Annotated in this window: 22 protein-coding genes; all 22 read right to left on the bottom strand. The window is 31.1% G+C overall.

Annotation, left to right across the window (positions count from 1 at the left end; translation table 11 throughout):
• The 22 genes from DZ65_RS0104435 to DZ65_RS0104330 all read right to left on the bottom strand — a co-directional run bounded on the left by DZ65_RS0104435 (nt 1) and on the right by DZ65_RS0104330 (nt 14,678).
• The gene (locus tag DZ65_RS0104435; RefSeq protein ID WP_024787470.1) at nt 1-345 is read right to left on the bottom strand and encodes a DUF86 domain-containing protein; all 345 of its coding nucleotides are present in this window, start codon (nt 343-345) and stop codon (nt 1-3) included.
• Nucleotides 338-640 carry a nucleotidyltransferase family protein gene (locus DZ65_RS0104430; protein ID WP_024787469.1) on the bottom strand — a complete coding sequence of 101 codons (303 nt, stop codon included), beginning with the start codon at nt 638-640 and terminating at the stop codon, nt 338-340. The genes DZ65_RS0104435 and DZ65_RS0104430 overlap by 8 nt, the downstream gene beginning before the upstream one ends.
• Nucleotides 637-1,476 (bottom strand): polyprenyl synthetase family protein, encoded by an 840-nt coding sequence (locus tag DZ65_RS0104425; protein WP_024787468.1) that lies wholly within the window; start codon nt 1,474-1,476, stop codon nt 637-639. Before DZ65_RS0104425 ends, DZ65_RS0104430 begins: the two co-directional genes overlap by 4 nt.
• Nucleotides 1,477-1,479: 3 nt before the next feature.
• Nucleotides 1,480-2,370, bottom strand: coding sequence for a hypothetical protein (locus DZ65_RS0104420; protein WP_024787467.1), 891 nt, complete (start codon nt 2,368-2,370; stop codon nt 1,480-1,482).
• Nucleotides 2,367-2,654: a YbaB/EbfC family nucleoid-associated protein gene (locus DZ65_RS0104415; RefSeq protein WP_024790795.1), complete on the bottom strand. Its 288-nt coding sequence runs from the start codon at nt 2,652-2,654 to the stop codon at nt 2,367-2,369. The genes DZ65_RS0104420 and DZ65_RS0104415 overlap by 4 nt, the downstream gene beginning before the upstream one ends.
• A 1-nt stretch (nt 2,655) precedes the next feature.
• Nucleotides 2,656-2,976, bottom strand: coding sequence for a type II toxin-antitoxin system RelE/ParE family toxin (locus tag DZ65_RS0104410; protein ID WP_024790794.1), 321 nt, complete (start codon nt 2,974-2,976; stop codon nt 2,656-2,658).
• Nucleotides 2,966-3,169: a hypothetical protein gene (locus tag DZ65_RS0104405; protein WP_024790793.1), complete on the bottom strand. Its 204-nt coding sequence runs from the start codon at nt 3,167-3,169 to the stop codon at nt 2,966-2,968. Before DZ65_RS0104405 ends, DZ65_RS0104410 begins: the two co-directional genes overlap by 11 nt.
• Nucleotides 3,169-3,543 (bottom strand): aspartate 1-decarboxylase, encoded by a 375-nt coding sequence (panD, locus tag DZ65_RS0104400; protein ID WP_024789634.1) that lies wholly within the window; start codon nt 3,541-3,543, stop codon nt 3,169-3,171. Before panD ends, DZ65_RS0104405 begins: the two co-directional genes overlap by 1 nt.
• Before the next feature lie 125 nt (nt 3,544-3,668).
• Nucleotides 3,669-4,871 (bottom strand): UDP-N-acetylmuramoyl-L-alanyl-D-glutamate--2,6-diaminopimelate ligase, encoded by a 1,203-nt coding sequence (locus tag DZ65_RS0104395; protein ID WP_024790792.1) that lies wholly within the window; start codon nt 4,869-4,871, stop codon nt 3,669-3,671.
• On the bottom strand, nt 4,868-5,233 hold the full coding sequence (locus DZ65_RS09865; RefSeq protein WP_024787462.1) for a hypothetical protein: 366 nt from the start codon (nt 5,231-5,233) through the stop codon (nt 4,868-4,870). Before DZ65_RS09865 ends, DZ65_RS0104395 begins: the two co-directional genes overlap by 4 nt.
• Nucleotides 5,208-5,504 (bottom strand): NifU family protein, encoded by a 297-nt coding sequence (locus DZ65_RS0104385; protein WP_035907112.1) that lies wholly within the window; start codon nt 5,502-5,504, stop codon nt 5,208-5,210. The genes DZ65_RS09865 and DZ65_RS0104385 overlap by 26 nt, the downstream gene beginning before the upstream one ends.
• Nucleotides 5,505-5,573: 69 nt before the next feature.
• Nucleotides 5,574-5,942 (bottom strand): 50S ribosomal protein L17, encoded by a 369-nt coding sequence (rplQ, locus tag DZ65_RS0104380; RefSeq protein ID WP_024790791.1) that lies wholly within the window; start codon nt 5,940-5,942, stop codon nt 5,574-5,576.
• Nucleotides 5,942-6,934 (bottom strand): DNA-directed RNA polymerase subunit alpha, encoded by a 993-nt coding sequence (locus DZ65_RS0104375; protein WP_024790790.1) that lies wholly within the window; start codon nt 6,932-6,934, stop codon nt 5,942-5,944. Before DZ65_RS0104375 ends, rplQ begins: the two co-directional genes overlap by 1 nt.
• 13 nt (nt 6,935-6,947) lie before the next feature.
• Nucleotides 6,948-7,574, bottom strand: coding sequence for a 30S ribosomal protein S4 (rpsD, locus tag DZ65_RS0104370; RefSeq protein WP_024787458.1), 627 nt, complete (start codon nt 7,572-7,574; stop codon nt 6,948-6,950).
• A 2-nt stretch (nt 7,575-7,576) separates the two neighbouring features.
• Nucleotides 7,577-7,969: a 30S ribosomal protein S11 gene (gene rpsK / locus DZ65_RS0104365; RefSeq protein ID WP_024787457.1), complete on the bottom strand. Its 393-nt coding sequence runs from the start codon at nt 7,967-7,969 to the stop codon at nt 7,577-7,579.
• 10 nt (nt 7,970-7,979) lie between these two features.
• On the bottom strand, nt 7,980-8,348 hold the full coding sequence (rpsM, locus tag DZ65_RS0104360; protein WP_024787456.1) for a 30S ribosomal protein S13: 369 nt from the start codon (nt 8,346-8,348) through the stop codon (nt 7,980-7,982).
• Nucleotides 8,349-8,351: 3 nt separating this feature from the next.
• Entirely contained in the window at nt 8,352-8,465 is a 114-nt protein-coding gene (rpmJ, locus tag DZ65_RS0104355) for a 50S ribosomal protein L36 (protein ID WP_024787455.1), read from the bottom strand.
• Nucleotides 8,466-8,722: 257 nt separating this feature from the next.
• Complete coding sequence (locus DZ65_RS0104350) at nt 8,723-10,009, bottom strand: NCS2 family permease (RefSeq protein WP_024787454.1); 1,287 nt, start codon at nt 10,007-10,009, stop codon at nt 8,723-8,725.
• 155 nt (nt 10,010-10,164) lie between these two features.
• A complete protein-coding gene (locus tag DZ65_RS0104345; RefSeq protein WP_236617353.1) occupies nt 10,165-10,590 on the bottom strand; it encodes an Hsp20/alpha crystallin family protein in 426 nt (141 codons plus the stop codon).
• A 77-nt stretch (nt 10,591-10,667) separates the two neighbouring features.
• A complete protein-coding gene (locus tag DZ65_RS0104340) occupies nt 10,668-11,969 on the bottom strand; it encodes a hypothetical protein (protein ID WP_024787452.1) in 1,302 nt (433 codons plus the stop codon).
• Nucleotides 11,966-13,036, bottom strand: coding sequence for a mechanosensitive ion channel family protein (locus DZ65_RS0104335; protein ID WP_236617352.1), 1,071 nt, complete (start codon nt 13,034-13,036; stop codon nt 11,966-11,968). Before DZ65_RS0104335 ends, DZ65_RS0104340 begins: the two co-directional genes overlap by 4 nt.
• Nucleotides 13,020-14,678: a penicillin-binding protein 2 gene (locus DZ65_RS0104330; protein ID WP_236617351.1), complete on the bottom strand. Its 1,659-nt coding sequence runs from the start codon at nt 14,676-14,678 to the stop codon at nt 13,020-13,022. The genes DZ65_RS0104335 and DZ65_RS0104330 overlap by 17 nt, the downstream gene beginning before the upstream one ends.
• Nucleotides 14,679-14,743: the final 65 nt, after the last annotated feature.

Here is a 14,743-nt window from a genome sequence, read left to right as displayed (position 1 = left end):
TCATTCTAATCCTTCCTTTAAAATTTTTTCTATTATTTGTTTTAATTCTGGTAATTTATCAAAAATTGTATTCCATATTGTTAAAAAATCTATTCCAAAATAGTTATGAGAAACAATATTTCTAAAATCTATAATTTTTCTCCAATCATAATTCGGATAAACTTTTTTTAAATCTTGATAAATATTTTTAGTAGCTTCTCCTATTATTTCAAATTCCCTAATTACCGCCTGATAAGTTTTTCTGTCATTTTTAAATTCATCAAAATCTATATAAACAACATAACTTTCAATAGCATTAACAGATTCTAATATGTCATCTAAAAAAAGAGATTTATCTCTATGCATTAATAATATCCTTGTAAATATTTTTTTTTAACTTTTCTCTTATCATCTCTTTTGTAGCTAAATCAATTTTTCTTTTAAATTTATCTTCTAATTTATACTTTAAATCGAAATAGTTATCAAAAGTATGAAATTTATCTGATATAAACTCTACCATAATATCAATATCACTGTTTTCATTATCTTCTCCCCTCGCCACACTTCCAAAAAGATAAATTTTTTTTATTCCATATTTTTTCCTAAAATACTCTTTATTTTCTTTTAAATACTCTAAAACCTTATTTTTTATACTTTTCATTTTGTATTATGCCTATTTAAATATTTATTTAACAGTTTTTTCAATTCATTTTTTAAATTTTCATCAAAATTTCCCATTTCTTTTTCTATTTCACCTGCTAAATTATCCGCCTTTTTTCTTGCTTCTTTTTCTCCCAAAACAGTAACGAATGTATTTTTATTTTCATCCACACCCGTTGTTTTACCTGTTTTTGATGAATCAAGCAAATCAAGTAAATCATCTTGAATTTGGAAAAGAAGTCCGAGTTTAATACCAAAATCATATAATTTTTCCGCCAAATCGGTTTTATTTACAATAATCGCACCCATTTTAAGACTTGCCGCAATTAATTTTGCCGTTTTATTTATATGCAAAAATTTAAGCTCATCCAAATTAAGCTTTTTATTTTCAAAATAACAGTCAATTACCTGCCCTAAAACCATTCCGTTCGGACCTGCCGCATTTGAGAGAGTTTTAATAAGTTCTGTTTTTATATCATTATGCATAGGGGCTTTGCTTAAAACCTCAAAAGCATATGTATTTAAGGCATCCCCGACCAAAATAGCGGTTGTTTCATCATAAGTTGTATGAAGGGTTGGATGATTGCGTCTGAGAGCCGCATTGTCCATTGCGGGCAAATCATCGTGAATTAAAGAATATGTGTGAATAAGCTCAATAGCAAAAGCCGCATATTTTGCATTATCCGCTAAAAGCGGGTTATATGCGTTTACCACCGCCAAAAGAAGTCTGGGTCTGAATCTCTTTCCTCCAGCTATTAGCATTTCGTTTAATGCTTTTTCAAAAAAAGGATGAAAGCTTTTGGCACTAATTAAATTTTTTTTTATAAAATCTTCCATTACTTACCTTAAGGGAATATTTAATATTATACCTTGAAAATTCAATGTAATTGTAACATTTTTATAAGTGGAAAGTACCTTTTTAAGCTCATTGAAAGAAGAAATTTTTTTGTTGTTTATTTTTATCAGTTTTGCGCCTTCTTTAATATAATATTTTTCTTTCAGATTATCTGGAAGTTTTATAACTGTTAAATTTTTATCTACAACAATTCCGAAATGCATTAGAGGTGTAAAACCGTATTCTTTTTTTCTAATCTTGATTTTATATATATGTTTGGCAGTTTTAATCTCTACAATATTTCCTGGTTTTCCAAGCAAAATATATTTTGAAAAAATCTGCGGGGTTGCCGGACGGGCATTTATTGAAATTATTTTTTCTCCCAGCCTGAGCCCTTTTACATAAAAAGGGTCAAAAGAGATAATTTTCATATTTTCATCAGTATCAATTCCTACATCCCCCCAACAGCCGTACTTTATAAAATGTTTTATATATTCACTTTTTATAAAGCCATCTCCCCTGCCTATCCCGTAAGCCCTACAGAACATATCTGAGATAACAGAATTTTTAAGTGTTTTTACACTGATTTTTGCGGGGGTTAAGAAGTTCATATCCTCAGCAAAATTCCCCACATAAATTTTATTTTTTTTAATTGATGCCATCCACCATGCAAGCTTTGGATTATCATAAAATTTAACCGTTTTTTTATTCTTTTCTTTAATTAGGCACATTCCTGTAAAAGGGTCGTATTTTATACAGTTTTTATTACCAAAAATAATACTTGAATTTTTAGAAACAGGAATTGAATTTTCAATAAAAGAATATTTTTTAAGACAGGGAGTTAAATCTATAAAAGCAAACAGAAAAAGGGGGATTATAAATATTATTTTTTTCATTGTCCCAAATTAAGCCCGCCGAACATATTGAGAGCCTGCGATTTTTTATCTTCCAAAGCCATTTTAACAGCATCATTCACAGCACTCATAATTAAAATCTGCATTGATTCTTTGTCATCAAGCAGGGAATCATCTATTTTCAAATCTATTATTTCAAATTTTCCGTTTACGGTTGCCTCAACCATTCCCCCTCCCGCAGTAGCGGTATATGTTTTAGTGTCAGCCTCAGCCATACTTTCCTGAAGTTTTTTCATCATTTCGTTTAAATCCATATTTCCAAACATTTTACTCCTTTAATAAAGATAACAGATACTGTTTAGGTAAATTATCTATTTCACTTTTTGAATAAATTTTTAATATCCAAATTTCATTCTCTTTTTCTATCAAATAATATATAACTCTAAATCCTCCCCGTTTTCCTCTTTTAGAAGAAGAATTTTTTATTCTTAATTTATAAAAAGAATCTCCTAATTCTATCCCGTTTTTAGGATTTTTTTCTAAAATATTTAATAATTCCTTTAAATCTTCTTTTATATTTTTATATTTTTTTGTTAATTTTTTAATATCTTTTTTAGCAGTTTCTAAAATCCTAACTTCATATTTCATTTAAAAAATCTTCTAATTTTTGAGGTTTAATTTTATTATTTTTTAAGTAATTTAATTCCCTTTTTACTTCTTTAAATTCTTGTTCAAGTTCTTTAACGGTTATTTTATTGATAAGACCGTCTTTCAAATTATTTAAAATTGATAAAATTGTTTCTAAATCGTTATCTTTTATTTTTATTTCAATAGTTTTCATCACTCAGCCTTTAAATTATCTGTAATTTCAATTATTTCATTATTGTCATTTACAATTATAACAGATGGTTTAAATTTTTTTGCTTCTTCAAGCTCCATAGACGCATAAGCAATAATAATAATTTTATCCCCTACATGTACTTTTCTCGCCGCCGCACCGTTTAAACACACTTCGCCGCTGCCTTTTTTCCCTTTTATTACATATGTTGAAAATCTCTCACCGTTATTGATATTTACAATATCCACTTTTTGACCTACAAGCATTTTTGCTTTTTCAATCAGTTCTTCATCTATGGTAATGGAGCCCACATAATTTAAATTGGCATCTGTTACGGTTGCCCTGTGAATTTTGCTATAAAGCATTTTTATATTCATTTGATCTCCTTAAGCACAGAATTCCCCCTCAATTAAATATTCTTTTTTTGGTATTTGCATTTATATATCTTTATATTATTATATCACATTCGCATTATATATTAAAACATTAATCTAATATTAATTTAGTGCAAGTATTTCAATATTTCTTGCTTGTCACTAAAAGGGATTTTTTTATCACAGAATTTCATATATTTTTCATCACCTTTTCCTAAAATCAGAACTGCGTCAAAATTTTTTGAAAGTTCAACAGCCCTTTTTATAGCCTCTCTTCTGTCAATAATTATTTCAAAAGGCGTTTTTTTAATTCCTTTTTTTATATCTTCTATTATATTAACAGGATTTTCACACCTTGGATTATCGTTTGTAAGAATAATATATTCAGCCAGTTCGTCTGCAACTGCCCCCATTTTTTCCCTTTTTTCCCTGTCCCTGTTTCCTCCTGCACCGAAAACAACCAGTTTTTTACCTTTAACGGAGCTTATTACTTTTTGCATTCCGTCAGGAGTATGCGCAAAATCTACAATTATCAGAGGATTAATGGATACTGTTTCCATTCTGCCGGGCACTCCTCTAAAACGTGAATAGTGAGTAGTGAGCAGTGAATAGTTAGTTAATAATTCAACTGTTTTAATTGCAAGAGAAAAATTCATTTTGTTAAATTCACCTGCCATAGGGATATTATCAACAATTGGCTTTTCTAAAACATATAAATTTTCACAATTTACATTAAAATCATAACCACATATTTCCACTTTACACTTTTCATTTTTAACTTTTAACTTACCATTTATTACTTTTACCGCTTCGTCCTGAAAAAAACTCTCTTTTACTTTTTTATATTCCTGCATTGATTTATGATAATCTAAATGGTCCTGCGAAAAAGAAGTCAGAATTTTTGCCGAGTATTTTATTCCTTCAATTCTGTTTTGCGCAATTGCGTGTGAGCTTACTTCCATAATAAAAAAATCGGGCTTATATCTGTAAAGCCTTTTTATTGTAGTAAATATTGAAGGGGTTGTAAGCGTTTTTTCCTCAACTTTTTTTCCGTTTACAAAAAGTCCCTCCGTTCCCTGAACAGCCACAATGTATCCTAAATTTTTCAGCAGATACCCGAGTACAAAAGCGGTGGTTGTTTTTCCGTTGGTACCGGTTATTCCTATAAATTTTGTTTTTACATCTTTTAACAAATCTTCCGGGGTTAAAAAAGAGGTTATATGTTTTGAATATTTTGCGTTTTGAATAGTTTTTAAAAAAATTTTATTTTTATTTAATTCTTCTGTATTATCGGTAATTAAATTTTTATTTATTAATTCTTCATAATTCATTGTTTTAAAAGTGTATTAAATCCTTCTATTAAATCCAAATCATCTATATTAAATATCAATTCTTCAAAATAATTAATAGCGTTTTCCCTGAATCCGTATTTTAATAAAAGTTCAAAAAATTCAAGCACTTCTTCTTTTTTTTCAAAAATTACTTTGGTTGAAAGAATTATATTTTCCAAATCCTCTTTTGTTTTAATGATTTCTTTTACATCTTTAAACAAAATACCGTTCATTGCTTCAGGATTTATATCATTTTCCAAAAACAGGGAATTTATTATTTTCATAACTTTTTTATAATCTTTTTTCTCAATCGCCTCTTTTAAAATAGCTTTTATTTCAGAATGAATATTTGAGTAACTCATCTAATTTATCCTCATATCCGTGCGGTACATTCATTACTGCCAAATCCGGATGAATCTTTTCTTTCAGGGCTTTTTCAATACCGTATTTAAGCGTGGCCCCGGCACTAGCACATCCGACACACCCTCCCTGAAGCTGAACAAATACAACAGGTTTTTGAACATCTATCAATGTAACATCGCCCCCGTCCATCTGAAGCATCGGACGAAGCTCTTCAATTACGCTGCCTACAGCCTCTTTAAGCTCTTCATTGGAAAACGGAATTTCAGCCATATTTATCCTTTTTTTGCTAAATATAACAAATTAAATTAATTAAATCAATAGGGGAAAAGAAAAAGAGGGTTAATCCTGAATAAGTTCAATTGTACACAATTCAGCCGCATCGCCGATTCTGAATCTTGTTTTGATAATTCTTGTATATCCGCCGTTTCTTTCTTTGAATTTAGGAGCAATAATATCAATTAATTTCTGAGTCGCCGCTTTTGCTCTTTTGTTGCTTCCAAGTTTTGAATATATGAATCTGTGCGTATTAAAATCCGCATTTTTTGCACGAGTTATTAATCTTTCAATATATCTTCTAAGTTCTTTCGCCTTAGGAACAGTTGTTTCAATTTTTTCATGCTCAATCAAATCGCATGCCAAGTTTTTAAGAAGCGCGGCTCTGTGCTCGCTGTCTCTTCCCAGTTTTCTGTATCCGTGTCTGTGTCTCATTAAATCTCCTTAAGTTTTGATAGTTTTTCTTCAATAACTTTTTTAATTTCAAGCGGCAGTGTTTTATTGATAGAAAATCCTATTTCTTCTAATTTATCAAAAATTTCTTCAAGTGATTTTGCCCCTAAATTTTTAATATTGGCTATTTTTTCTTTACCCATTAAAACAAGCTCACCGACATATTTGATTCCGGCCCGATCAAGGGCATTAAAACTTCTGCTTCTAAGATTTAAGCCCTCTATCGGTTCAAATAATATATCGTAAGTATCATCCAAAATTACATTTTGGGCTGTTTTTGTTTCAATGTTAAATTCTTTTGTAAATATACTGAATTGTTTCAAATACACATCTATTGCATTTTTAAACGCCTCTATAGGAGAAATTTGCCCGTCTGTTTCAATTTCGAAAATAACTTTTTCAAAATTAGGGTCGTCTTCAACCAATATGTTTTCTATATTATAAACAACTTTTTTAATCGGGCTGAAATATGCATCAAGTCCTATAAATCCTTCAGGAAGGGAATCTCTGAAATTTTCAACGGCTACAAATCCCATTCCTCTTTTTATAATTAATGTAAGTTTAAGCTCGCCTTCTTCATTAAGCGTGGCTATATATGATTCAGGTGTAACAATTTCTATTTTATCATTTTCCAAGTCGGCCCCTTTAATTTCTTTAGGACCTACAAAATGATAATCCACGACTGCCTCGTCACCTTCTTTTAATTTAAATCTGATGTTTTTAATATTAATAATAAAGCTTGCAACATCTTCAAGCATACCTTTTAGTGAATCAAACTCGTGTTTTACCCCTTCTATTTTCATAGCAACGGGGGCAAAACCTGGAGTGGAGGCAATAAGAACCCTTCTTATGGGATGGGCTACGCTTACCCCAAATCCCGCTTCAAAAGGATAAATTTCAATATTTGCTTTATTTTCTTCTTCTTTATATGAAACTTCACTTGGGACAATAACTTCTGTTTTAATTTTATTCATTTTTTAACCCCTATTATTTAGAGTACAACTCAACTACTAATCTTTCTTCTACCGGAATGTTTACTTCACTTCTATCAGGAATTCTTTGGAATACGCCTACTTTTTTATCAATATCTACATCAACCCAAGGGGCTATTCCAGTTTGTTTAGACAGTTCTAAAGCTCTTTGAATTTGAGGATTGTTTTTGGTTTTTTCTTTAATTTCTATTCTGTCACCTTCTTTTACCAAATATGAAGGAATATTGACTTTTTTACCGTTAACCAAAATATGTCCGTGCGTTACAAGCTGTCTTGCAAATCTTCTGGTAGATGCAAATCCCATTCTGTAAATAACATTGTCAAGTCTTCTCTCAAGTAATTTAATTAAGTTTTCCCCTGTTGAGCCTTCTTGTCTGTTTGCCTCTTGGAAAAATTTTCTAAATTGTTTTTCAAGTACACCGTAATAATATTTAATTTTTTGTTTTTCTCTAAGCTGTAATCCGTATTCGGAAATTTTTGTTCTTCTTTGTCCATGTTGACCCGGTGCGTAAGGTCTTTTATCAAGTGCGGATTTACCCGCTAATCTTCTTTCACCTTTAAGCTCTAAACTTACTCCAAGTCTTCTTTCGATTCTTTCAACCGGTCCTGTATATCTTGCCATCGTTACACCCTTCTTCTTTTTCTTGGTCTACAACCGTTATGTGGCAGAGGAGTAATGTCTTTCATCCAAAGTACTTTAATTCCTTCAATTGCACCGACAGTTTTAACTGCTGTCTCTCTACCGCCACCTGGTCCTTGTACTTTAATTCCCACTTCTTTAATTCCATATTCTTTTGCTTTAGCCATAGCATCTTCAACTGCCTGCTGTGCGGCGAACGGAGTGGATTTTTTACTTCCTTTAAATCCCAAATGCCCTGAAGAGCTCCAGCATAAAGCATTACCCATTTCATCAGTAACGCTAATCATTGTATTATTGAATGTAGCTGAAATATAAACTATTCCGCGTCCTACTTGTTTTTTAATTTTTTTCTTTTTAACTACTTTTCTTTTTGCCATCATTCACCCTTTATTTTGCTTTTGCACCAACAGTTTTTTTCTTACCTTTTCTGGTTCTTGCATTTGTTTTTGTTCTTTGCCCTCTTACAGGAAGGCCGCGTCTGTGTCTTAATCCTCTGTAACACCCTAAATCCATAAGTTCTTTGATATTAAGCTGAACTATTTTTCTAAGTTCACCTTCTACTATGTAATTGCTTTGAATTTCTTTATTTAATGTTGAAACTTCTTCTTCGCTGAGTTCATAAACTCTTTTGTTTGGATCAATCCCAGTGTCTTTTAAGATTTTTCTGCTAAGAGTTAATCCGATTCCGTAAATATACGGAAGCGCATATTCTACTTTTTTGTTTTTTGGTAAGTCCACACCTGCAATTCTTGCCATGTTTTATCCTTGTCTTTGTTTATGTCTTGGATTTTCACAAATTACCCTGACAACGCCTTTTCTTTTAACGATTTTGCATTTCGGGCAAATTTTTTTAACTGAAGCTCTTACTTTCATAATATCCCCTTAATTTAAATTAAAAAAGTGTAAAGTGAAAAAGAAATTCACTCTTCATTTTTAACTTTTCACTTATTTTTATCCCCCTTAGGTCAATAGACCAGCCCTTGCAACTGTTTTTTAACAGATGCAAAGCCTCTATTTTGTTCAGGGGGATGGAATTATACCATAAATAATTTTAGTGGGTGGTGAGCGGTTGGTGGTGAGTGGTGAGAAAAAAAGAAAAATCTTTTATAATATTTCCTTATTAAAAGGAATTAATGAAAAATAAACGCAAGTAATCCTATTAATGCAAGAGTTACAGTTCCGACATTTATTTTATCAAATTCTCTTTTTAACAAAGCCAAAATTAAATAAATGACAAAACCCGCACTGATACCTATTGTAATGGAATAGGTAAGAGGCATTAAAACAGCCGTGATAAAACTTGTAACGGCTACGGTTCCGTCTGAAAAATCTATGTTTTTAAGTTCGCTAAACATAAGCACACCAACCATTACCAAAATAGGATAAATGGCATTGTCAGGAATCGCTTTATAAATTGGTAGAAAAAACAGTGTTGTGATAAACAAAAGCCCAGTAACTACCGCAGTTAGTCCGGTCCTACCCCCTTCTTCAACTCCGGCGGCACTTTCAATAAACGATGTTGTGGTAGACGTACCAAGACTGGCTCCTATTACGGTAGCGGCAGCATCTGCTTCAAGGGTTTTTTGAAGCTCACGGCTGCCTTTTTTAAATAAACCGGCCCTCATACCGATTCCGGCAAGTGTACCGATGGTATCAAACATATCTGTAATTAAAAATGTCATAATAACAGGTAAAAGTGCCAGTGTAAGCGCACTTTTTATATCAAAATGAAATGCTATATTTCCTATCCCCGAAGGCATAGACACAATCCCTTTTGGAAGCTCGCCTAAACCCAGCATCCATGCAACTATTGAAGTGATTATAATAGCTATTATAAAAGCCCCTTTTATTCTGTATGCAAAAAGTACAGCAGCAACTATAAATCCGAAAACACCGAGTAAAACTTTAGGATCGTGAAAATTTCCAAGACTTACAAGTGTAGCCGGATTATCCACAATAACACCCATTCCCTTAAGACCTATAAACGCTATAAACATTCCTATACCCGCACTTATAGCCCTTCTTACATCAATAGGTACCGATTCCAAAACCCAAACTCTGAATTTTGTAAATGAAAGAGCTAAAAATATAAGTCCGGAAATCATTACAATACCAAGAGCGCTCTGCCACGGAATATGCATCCCTTTGACCAGACCGAATGTAAAATATGCATTAAGCCCCATTCCCACACTCATAGCAACCGGGGTATTAGACCAAATACCGTTTAATATGGTGGAAATAATGGTAACAACAGCTGTTGCGGTAATAAGCTCGTCAAACGGCATACCGGTTAAACTCATAATGGAAGCGTTGACAGGCACTATATACATCATAGCTAAAAATGTAGTTAACCCGGCTCTCACCTCTGTAGAAACATTTGTGTTTTTTTCTGAAAGTTTAAATATTTTTTCCAGCATTTTTACCCTTTTTTTAGGCAAATTATATCATAATTATTAAAATAGAATTAACTTTTTAAAAGGTAGGACTGATTAAAAATTTAATAATTTATACAAATAAACAATTTATAAGTGAGGGATACTTATAAAGTAATAATTAAATAAGGGAAAACCCCTTATTTAATTTCTATTTTTTTACCTTCGGCTTTAGGTTTTCTTGGAATAAACACTTTTAACACCCCGTCTTCAAATTTTGCTTCAATTTTTTCAGCGTCAGCATCTGAAGGCAATTTAAAGCTTCTTTCAAATCTTCCAAAAAAGCTTTCAATTCTTGTATAATTTTCTTTTTCTTCTTTTTTCTCAAGTTTTCTTTCACCTGAGATACTCAAAATTCCTTCATTTATGCTGATATTAATATCTTCTTTTTTAACGCCGGGCAAATCGACTTCGACATAATAGCCGTTTTCATCTGCCTTTTCATTTACAGCAGGTGTAAAAGCTTCCACTTTTTGAACAGGTTTGTTTGCTCCAAGAACTGCTCCCAATCTTCTTTCTATATCTTGTAATTCTTTAAACGGATCGAATACTGTTGGCCACATCATCCCCTCCTTTAAAAGAATTTTATTTATTTACAGTGAAATTATATCAAATTTTATATTCTTTGTCAAGAAAGTTTATACTAAAAGACTAATATTTGATTATCTTCATTATTTAGATTTTCTTTCTTTAACAATTTAAGCATGTTATTTTTAAATTTATATATATATAAATCTTTCCCGTCATTTACATTTAAAACAAACACCGGTATTATTTTATCTCCCTTAATTAATAATTTTCCCTTTTTAATACTAATAGTCAAATCGTTTTTATCACATAATAAATCAAAAACTACCTCTTTTTTATTAAATGTCCCTTTGACAAAAATTTTTTCAAATTCATCGTATTTTATATTGAGTTTCTTTGAAACATCCTCTTTTAATTTAGCATTTTGAATTAAAAAGTTAAAACTGCCTTTATCGGACACAACAATTCTGCCGGTTATTTTTCCATAATCAAAAATATTTGGTAAATTTATATAATTGAAAAACATATTTGACGGCATATCAAAAACTATATTTGTAATATTTTGGTCATAAAATCCGCTGAAATTATTTCCTTTAAATTTTATTATTCCATACTCCGGATTATTCTCCGCTTTTAAGCTTACCTCGCCTTTAAACGGATAAATCAAAGGAAGAAGTTTCAAATCAAGTTTATCCAGATCAACAATATATTTAATGTTGTTTTTATTATCTACTGTAGCTTTAAAATTTCCTTCTAAAATTTCGCTTTTTATTTTACCGTTTATATTTATATTGTTAAACGAATTGAAAAAAACATTTATATTTGAATTAAACGGATTTTTTTGATAAGTTCCGTTTATCGAAGCGTAAATATTATAATTATAATTATTCGAAGAGAGATTAATTTTCACTTTGCCGTTAAGATTTTTCGGAATTTTGACAGACAGTTTATTTAAAACATACCCTAAATCGATATCACCGGTTTTAAAATTTATATCTTTTTTATTTTTATTCAGTTTTATTTTCAAAAAACCTATATTATTATCAAAATAAACCATACTGTTTATAAGATATCCTGTAATTTTTTTTATAACGTTTCCGCTTATTATCGCATTTTCTTTTATTTTTTTATTTGCCAAATCTATATATTTAAGCCTGCCTTCTATAATCGCATCAAAAGGGAACATTTCCCCGTATAATTTATATATATTGCCATCTTGATACAGAAGCATGGAAAATGTATTATAGTTGATTATAAGTTTTTCTATTTTTGTATTCTTAAAATAATGGTCAATTTCTTTTTGAAGATAAAATTTAATTATATTTTTCCCTATATCCGTATTAAATAACAACCAGACAAAAACTACAGACAAAATTAAAATACCTGAAAATATTTTTATTAATTTTTTAATTTTCATTGTTCCACCTTTATAGGTGTTTCAAAATATACACTGTTTGACGGAAACGCAAATGATGTATATTTTTCAACGGTTTTTTTAATTTCCAGATTTATTTCCTCTTTTATTTCCAGATATTTTTCCCAATCAGCCGTTTTGGTAAAAAAATAGCAAAATATATTAAGGGAACTGTCTGCGTATTCATCAAAATATATTAAAAGGGGTTCTTTATGAACTAAAGGGTGGTTTTTTAAATAACTTCTTATTTCATTTAACAGTTTGTTTAAATCTTCCACACTTGTAGAATATGTAAGGCCTATTCTCATCATAACCCTTCTTCTGTCACGCCTTGAAAAATTTTCCACATTTGAAACAGCAATTACCGAATTCGGAACAACTATCACTCTTTTGTCAAAAGCCCTTATTTTTGTTGTTCTCATTCCTATATCTTCCACAATTCCCTCGGCATTTCCTATTTTCACCCATTCTCCGACTTTAAAAATATTGTCGGTCAGTATTGCAATCCCGCCGAAAAGATTTGCAGCCGTATCTTTTGCCGCCAGGGCAAACGCCAAACCGCCGAGACCGAGTGAAGCGATAAATCCTGTAACGTTAATTCCAAATTCCTGAAGCATTGCCACAATACCGATAATAACAACAAAAGCTTTAGTGATTTTTATAAGAAAAGAAGCCAGTTCCCTCGAAGCTTTTCCGTATTTTCCAAGCAGATGATATACCCAGTCTTCGAATTCACATACAAGATTATACATTACCCAAAAAATATCAAAAATTAAAAGTCCTCTTATTATATGGTTTAAAAATTCGCCTTTAAGATTCAGAAAATAAAAAAATCCCCAAATACCGGCTATAACAAACAAAAATCTTAAAGGATTTTTAAATGCGGCAAAAAATTTGTCATCTATATCTGTTTTGGTTTTTGAAGAGAGTTTCTGGAAAAACGAAAGAACAAAAAGTGTAAAAATTTTTCTGAAAACCAAAAATATAAATAAAACAATAAAAGCCAGAATTATTTTATATAAAGGCGTATTTAAAAAAGTAGTGTTTAAAATTTCAATTATTCCCCTCATCCTTTCCCCCAAACATTTTTTCATCTTTCATAATTATAACAATTTTTTTAAAAACCGGCACAGCTGTGGCTGATGCGAAATAATACGGGAAAGGCGCTTTTACATGGAAAAATGTAATACCTATGGTATATTTTTTACCGTTTGCATCGGCAAATCCGAAAAAAGAGGAATTATAAACTTTCTGATACACCCCGTTTTGGGTTGTATGGGCGGTTCCTGTTTTCCCTGCGGTAAATATATTATCCATTAAAGCAGCCTTTGCCGTCCCTTTTAAAACAACTTTTCTTAGAATGTTTAGCATTTCATTCGCCGTTAAGGTCTTAATAACCTTTTTTTTATCCGTAGGAACATCGGCAATTTTAGGAGTTACCATAACACCGTTATTGTTAAATACATTATAGGCTTTTAAAAGTTCCATAAAATTGACAACTATTCCGTATCCGTAAGCTGAAGTTGATTTGTAAACAGGATAATTATAAAGTTTTAAAGGTTGAAGTCTGCCTTTTAGTTCATAAGGTAAATCGATTCCGCTTATTTTGTCAAGTCCAAATTTTCTGTAACCGTAAAACTGCTCTTTTGCAGAAAGCCTGAGCGCCAGCTGGGACATGACAATATTGCTTGAATACACAATTGCGTTTTCGGCACTCAGCCATTTAAACGGCTTATCATCTATAATAGGAGTTTTTCTCCAGTCGGGTTTCCATCTGCCGTTATATGCATTCAATACTTCATAAGGATTTACTTTATTATGTTCAAGTAAAATGGCAAATGTTATCGGTTTCATAACTGACCCGGGTTCAAAAAGTTCCCTTAGGGCAGAAATTTTCATATTGGGAATGTCTTTTTTTGTTATATGGTTCGGGTTAAACCTGTTTGAAGAAGCCAATGCTAAAATTTTTCCGCTTTTGCTTTCCATTACTGCGGCTATTACCTCATCCGCTTTATATTTTTCTTTTGCCTCATCCAAAATATTTTCTATTCTTTTCTGTAAAACAAGGTTTATGTTAAGCTTTAATGTTTTTCCGTTTTTAGGATATTTGACAACGGCATTTTTATCGTAGATAATATTTCCCCCGACATCCCTGTATCCCGTTATAATTCCATTTTCCCCCGGGCTTAAAACATTGTTATAATATTCTTCTATCCCGTTGTTTCCTTTTTGTGTTTCTTTTGAATAACTTCCGAGATACGGTTCAAACGTATCATTATACGGATATACCCTTTTAAAAAGAGGTGAAAGGACTATATTTCCGTCTATATTTTTAGGAGCCACGCTTTCAATGTCATATCCTCTTCTTATACCGTTAACACTTATGAAAACACGGTATTTATCAAGGACACGTCTTAAATAAATTAACTGTTGTTTGGTATTTTTGTCTATAACGGCCAGCAGAATTCTCTTATGGATTTTTAATTTATCAACAATTTCTCTTTTACTTATACCGGTATAAATACTGAATAAATCTACAAACAGTTTTTTTTTAAAAAACGATATATAATCGGGGTCTATATAAACAGCATAGATTCTCTCACTCTTGGCCAAGGTAAAATTACCGGCGACAATATTCCCCCTGAGCGCACTTTCGATTTTTTTAATATAAGGATTAAAATATGATTTCGGTCTATAAATAGAAAAAAACAAAAAAGCGCCGAATATAACTAAAAAAAGAATAAAAAAAAGAATATAAACTAAAGGTATTTTAATAT

This window comes from Lebetimonas sp. JS032, from assembly GCF_000523315.1.
Taxonomy (GTDB): Bacteria; Campylobacterota; Campylobacteria; order Campylobacterales; family Nautiliaceae; genus Lebetimonas.
This window is presented reverse-complemented; position numbering and strand designations above follow the sequence as displayed.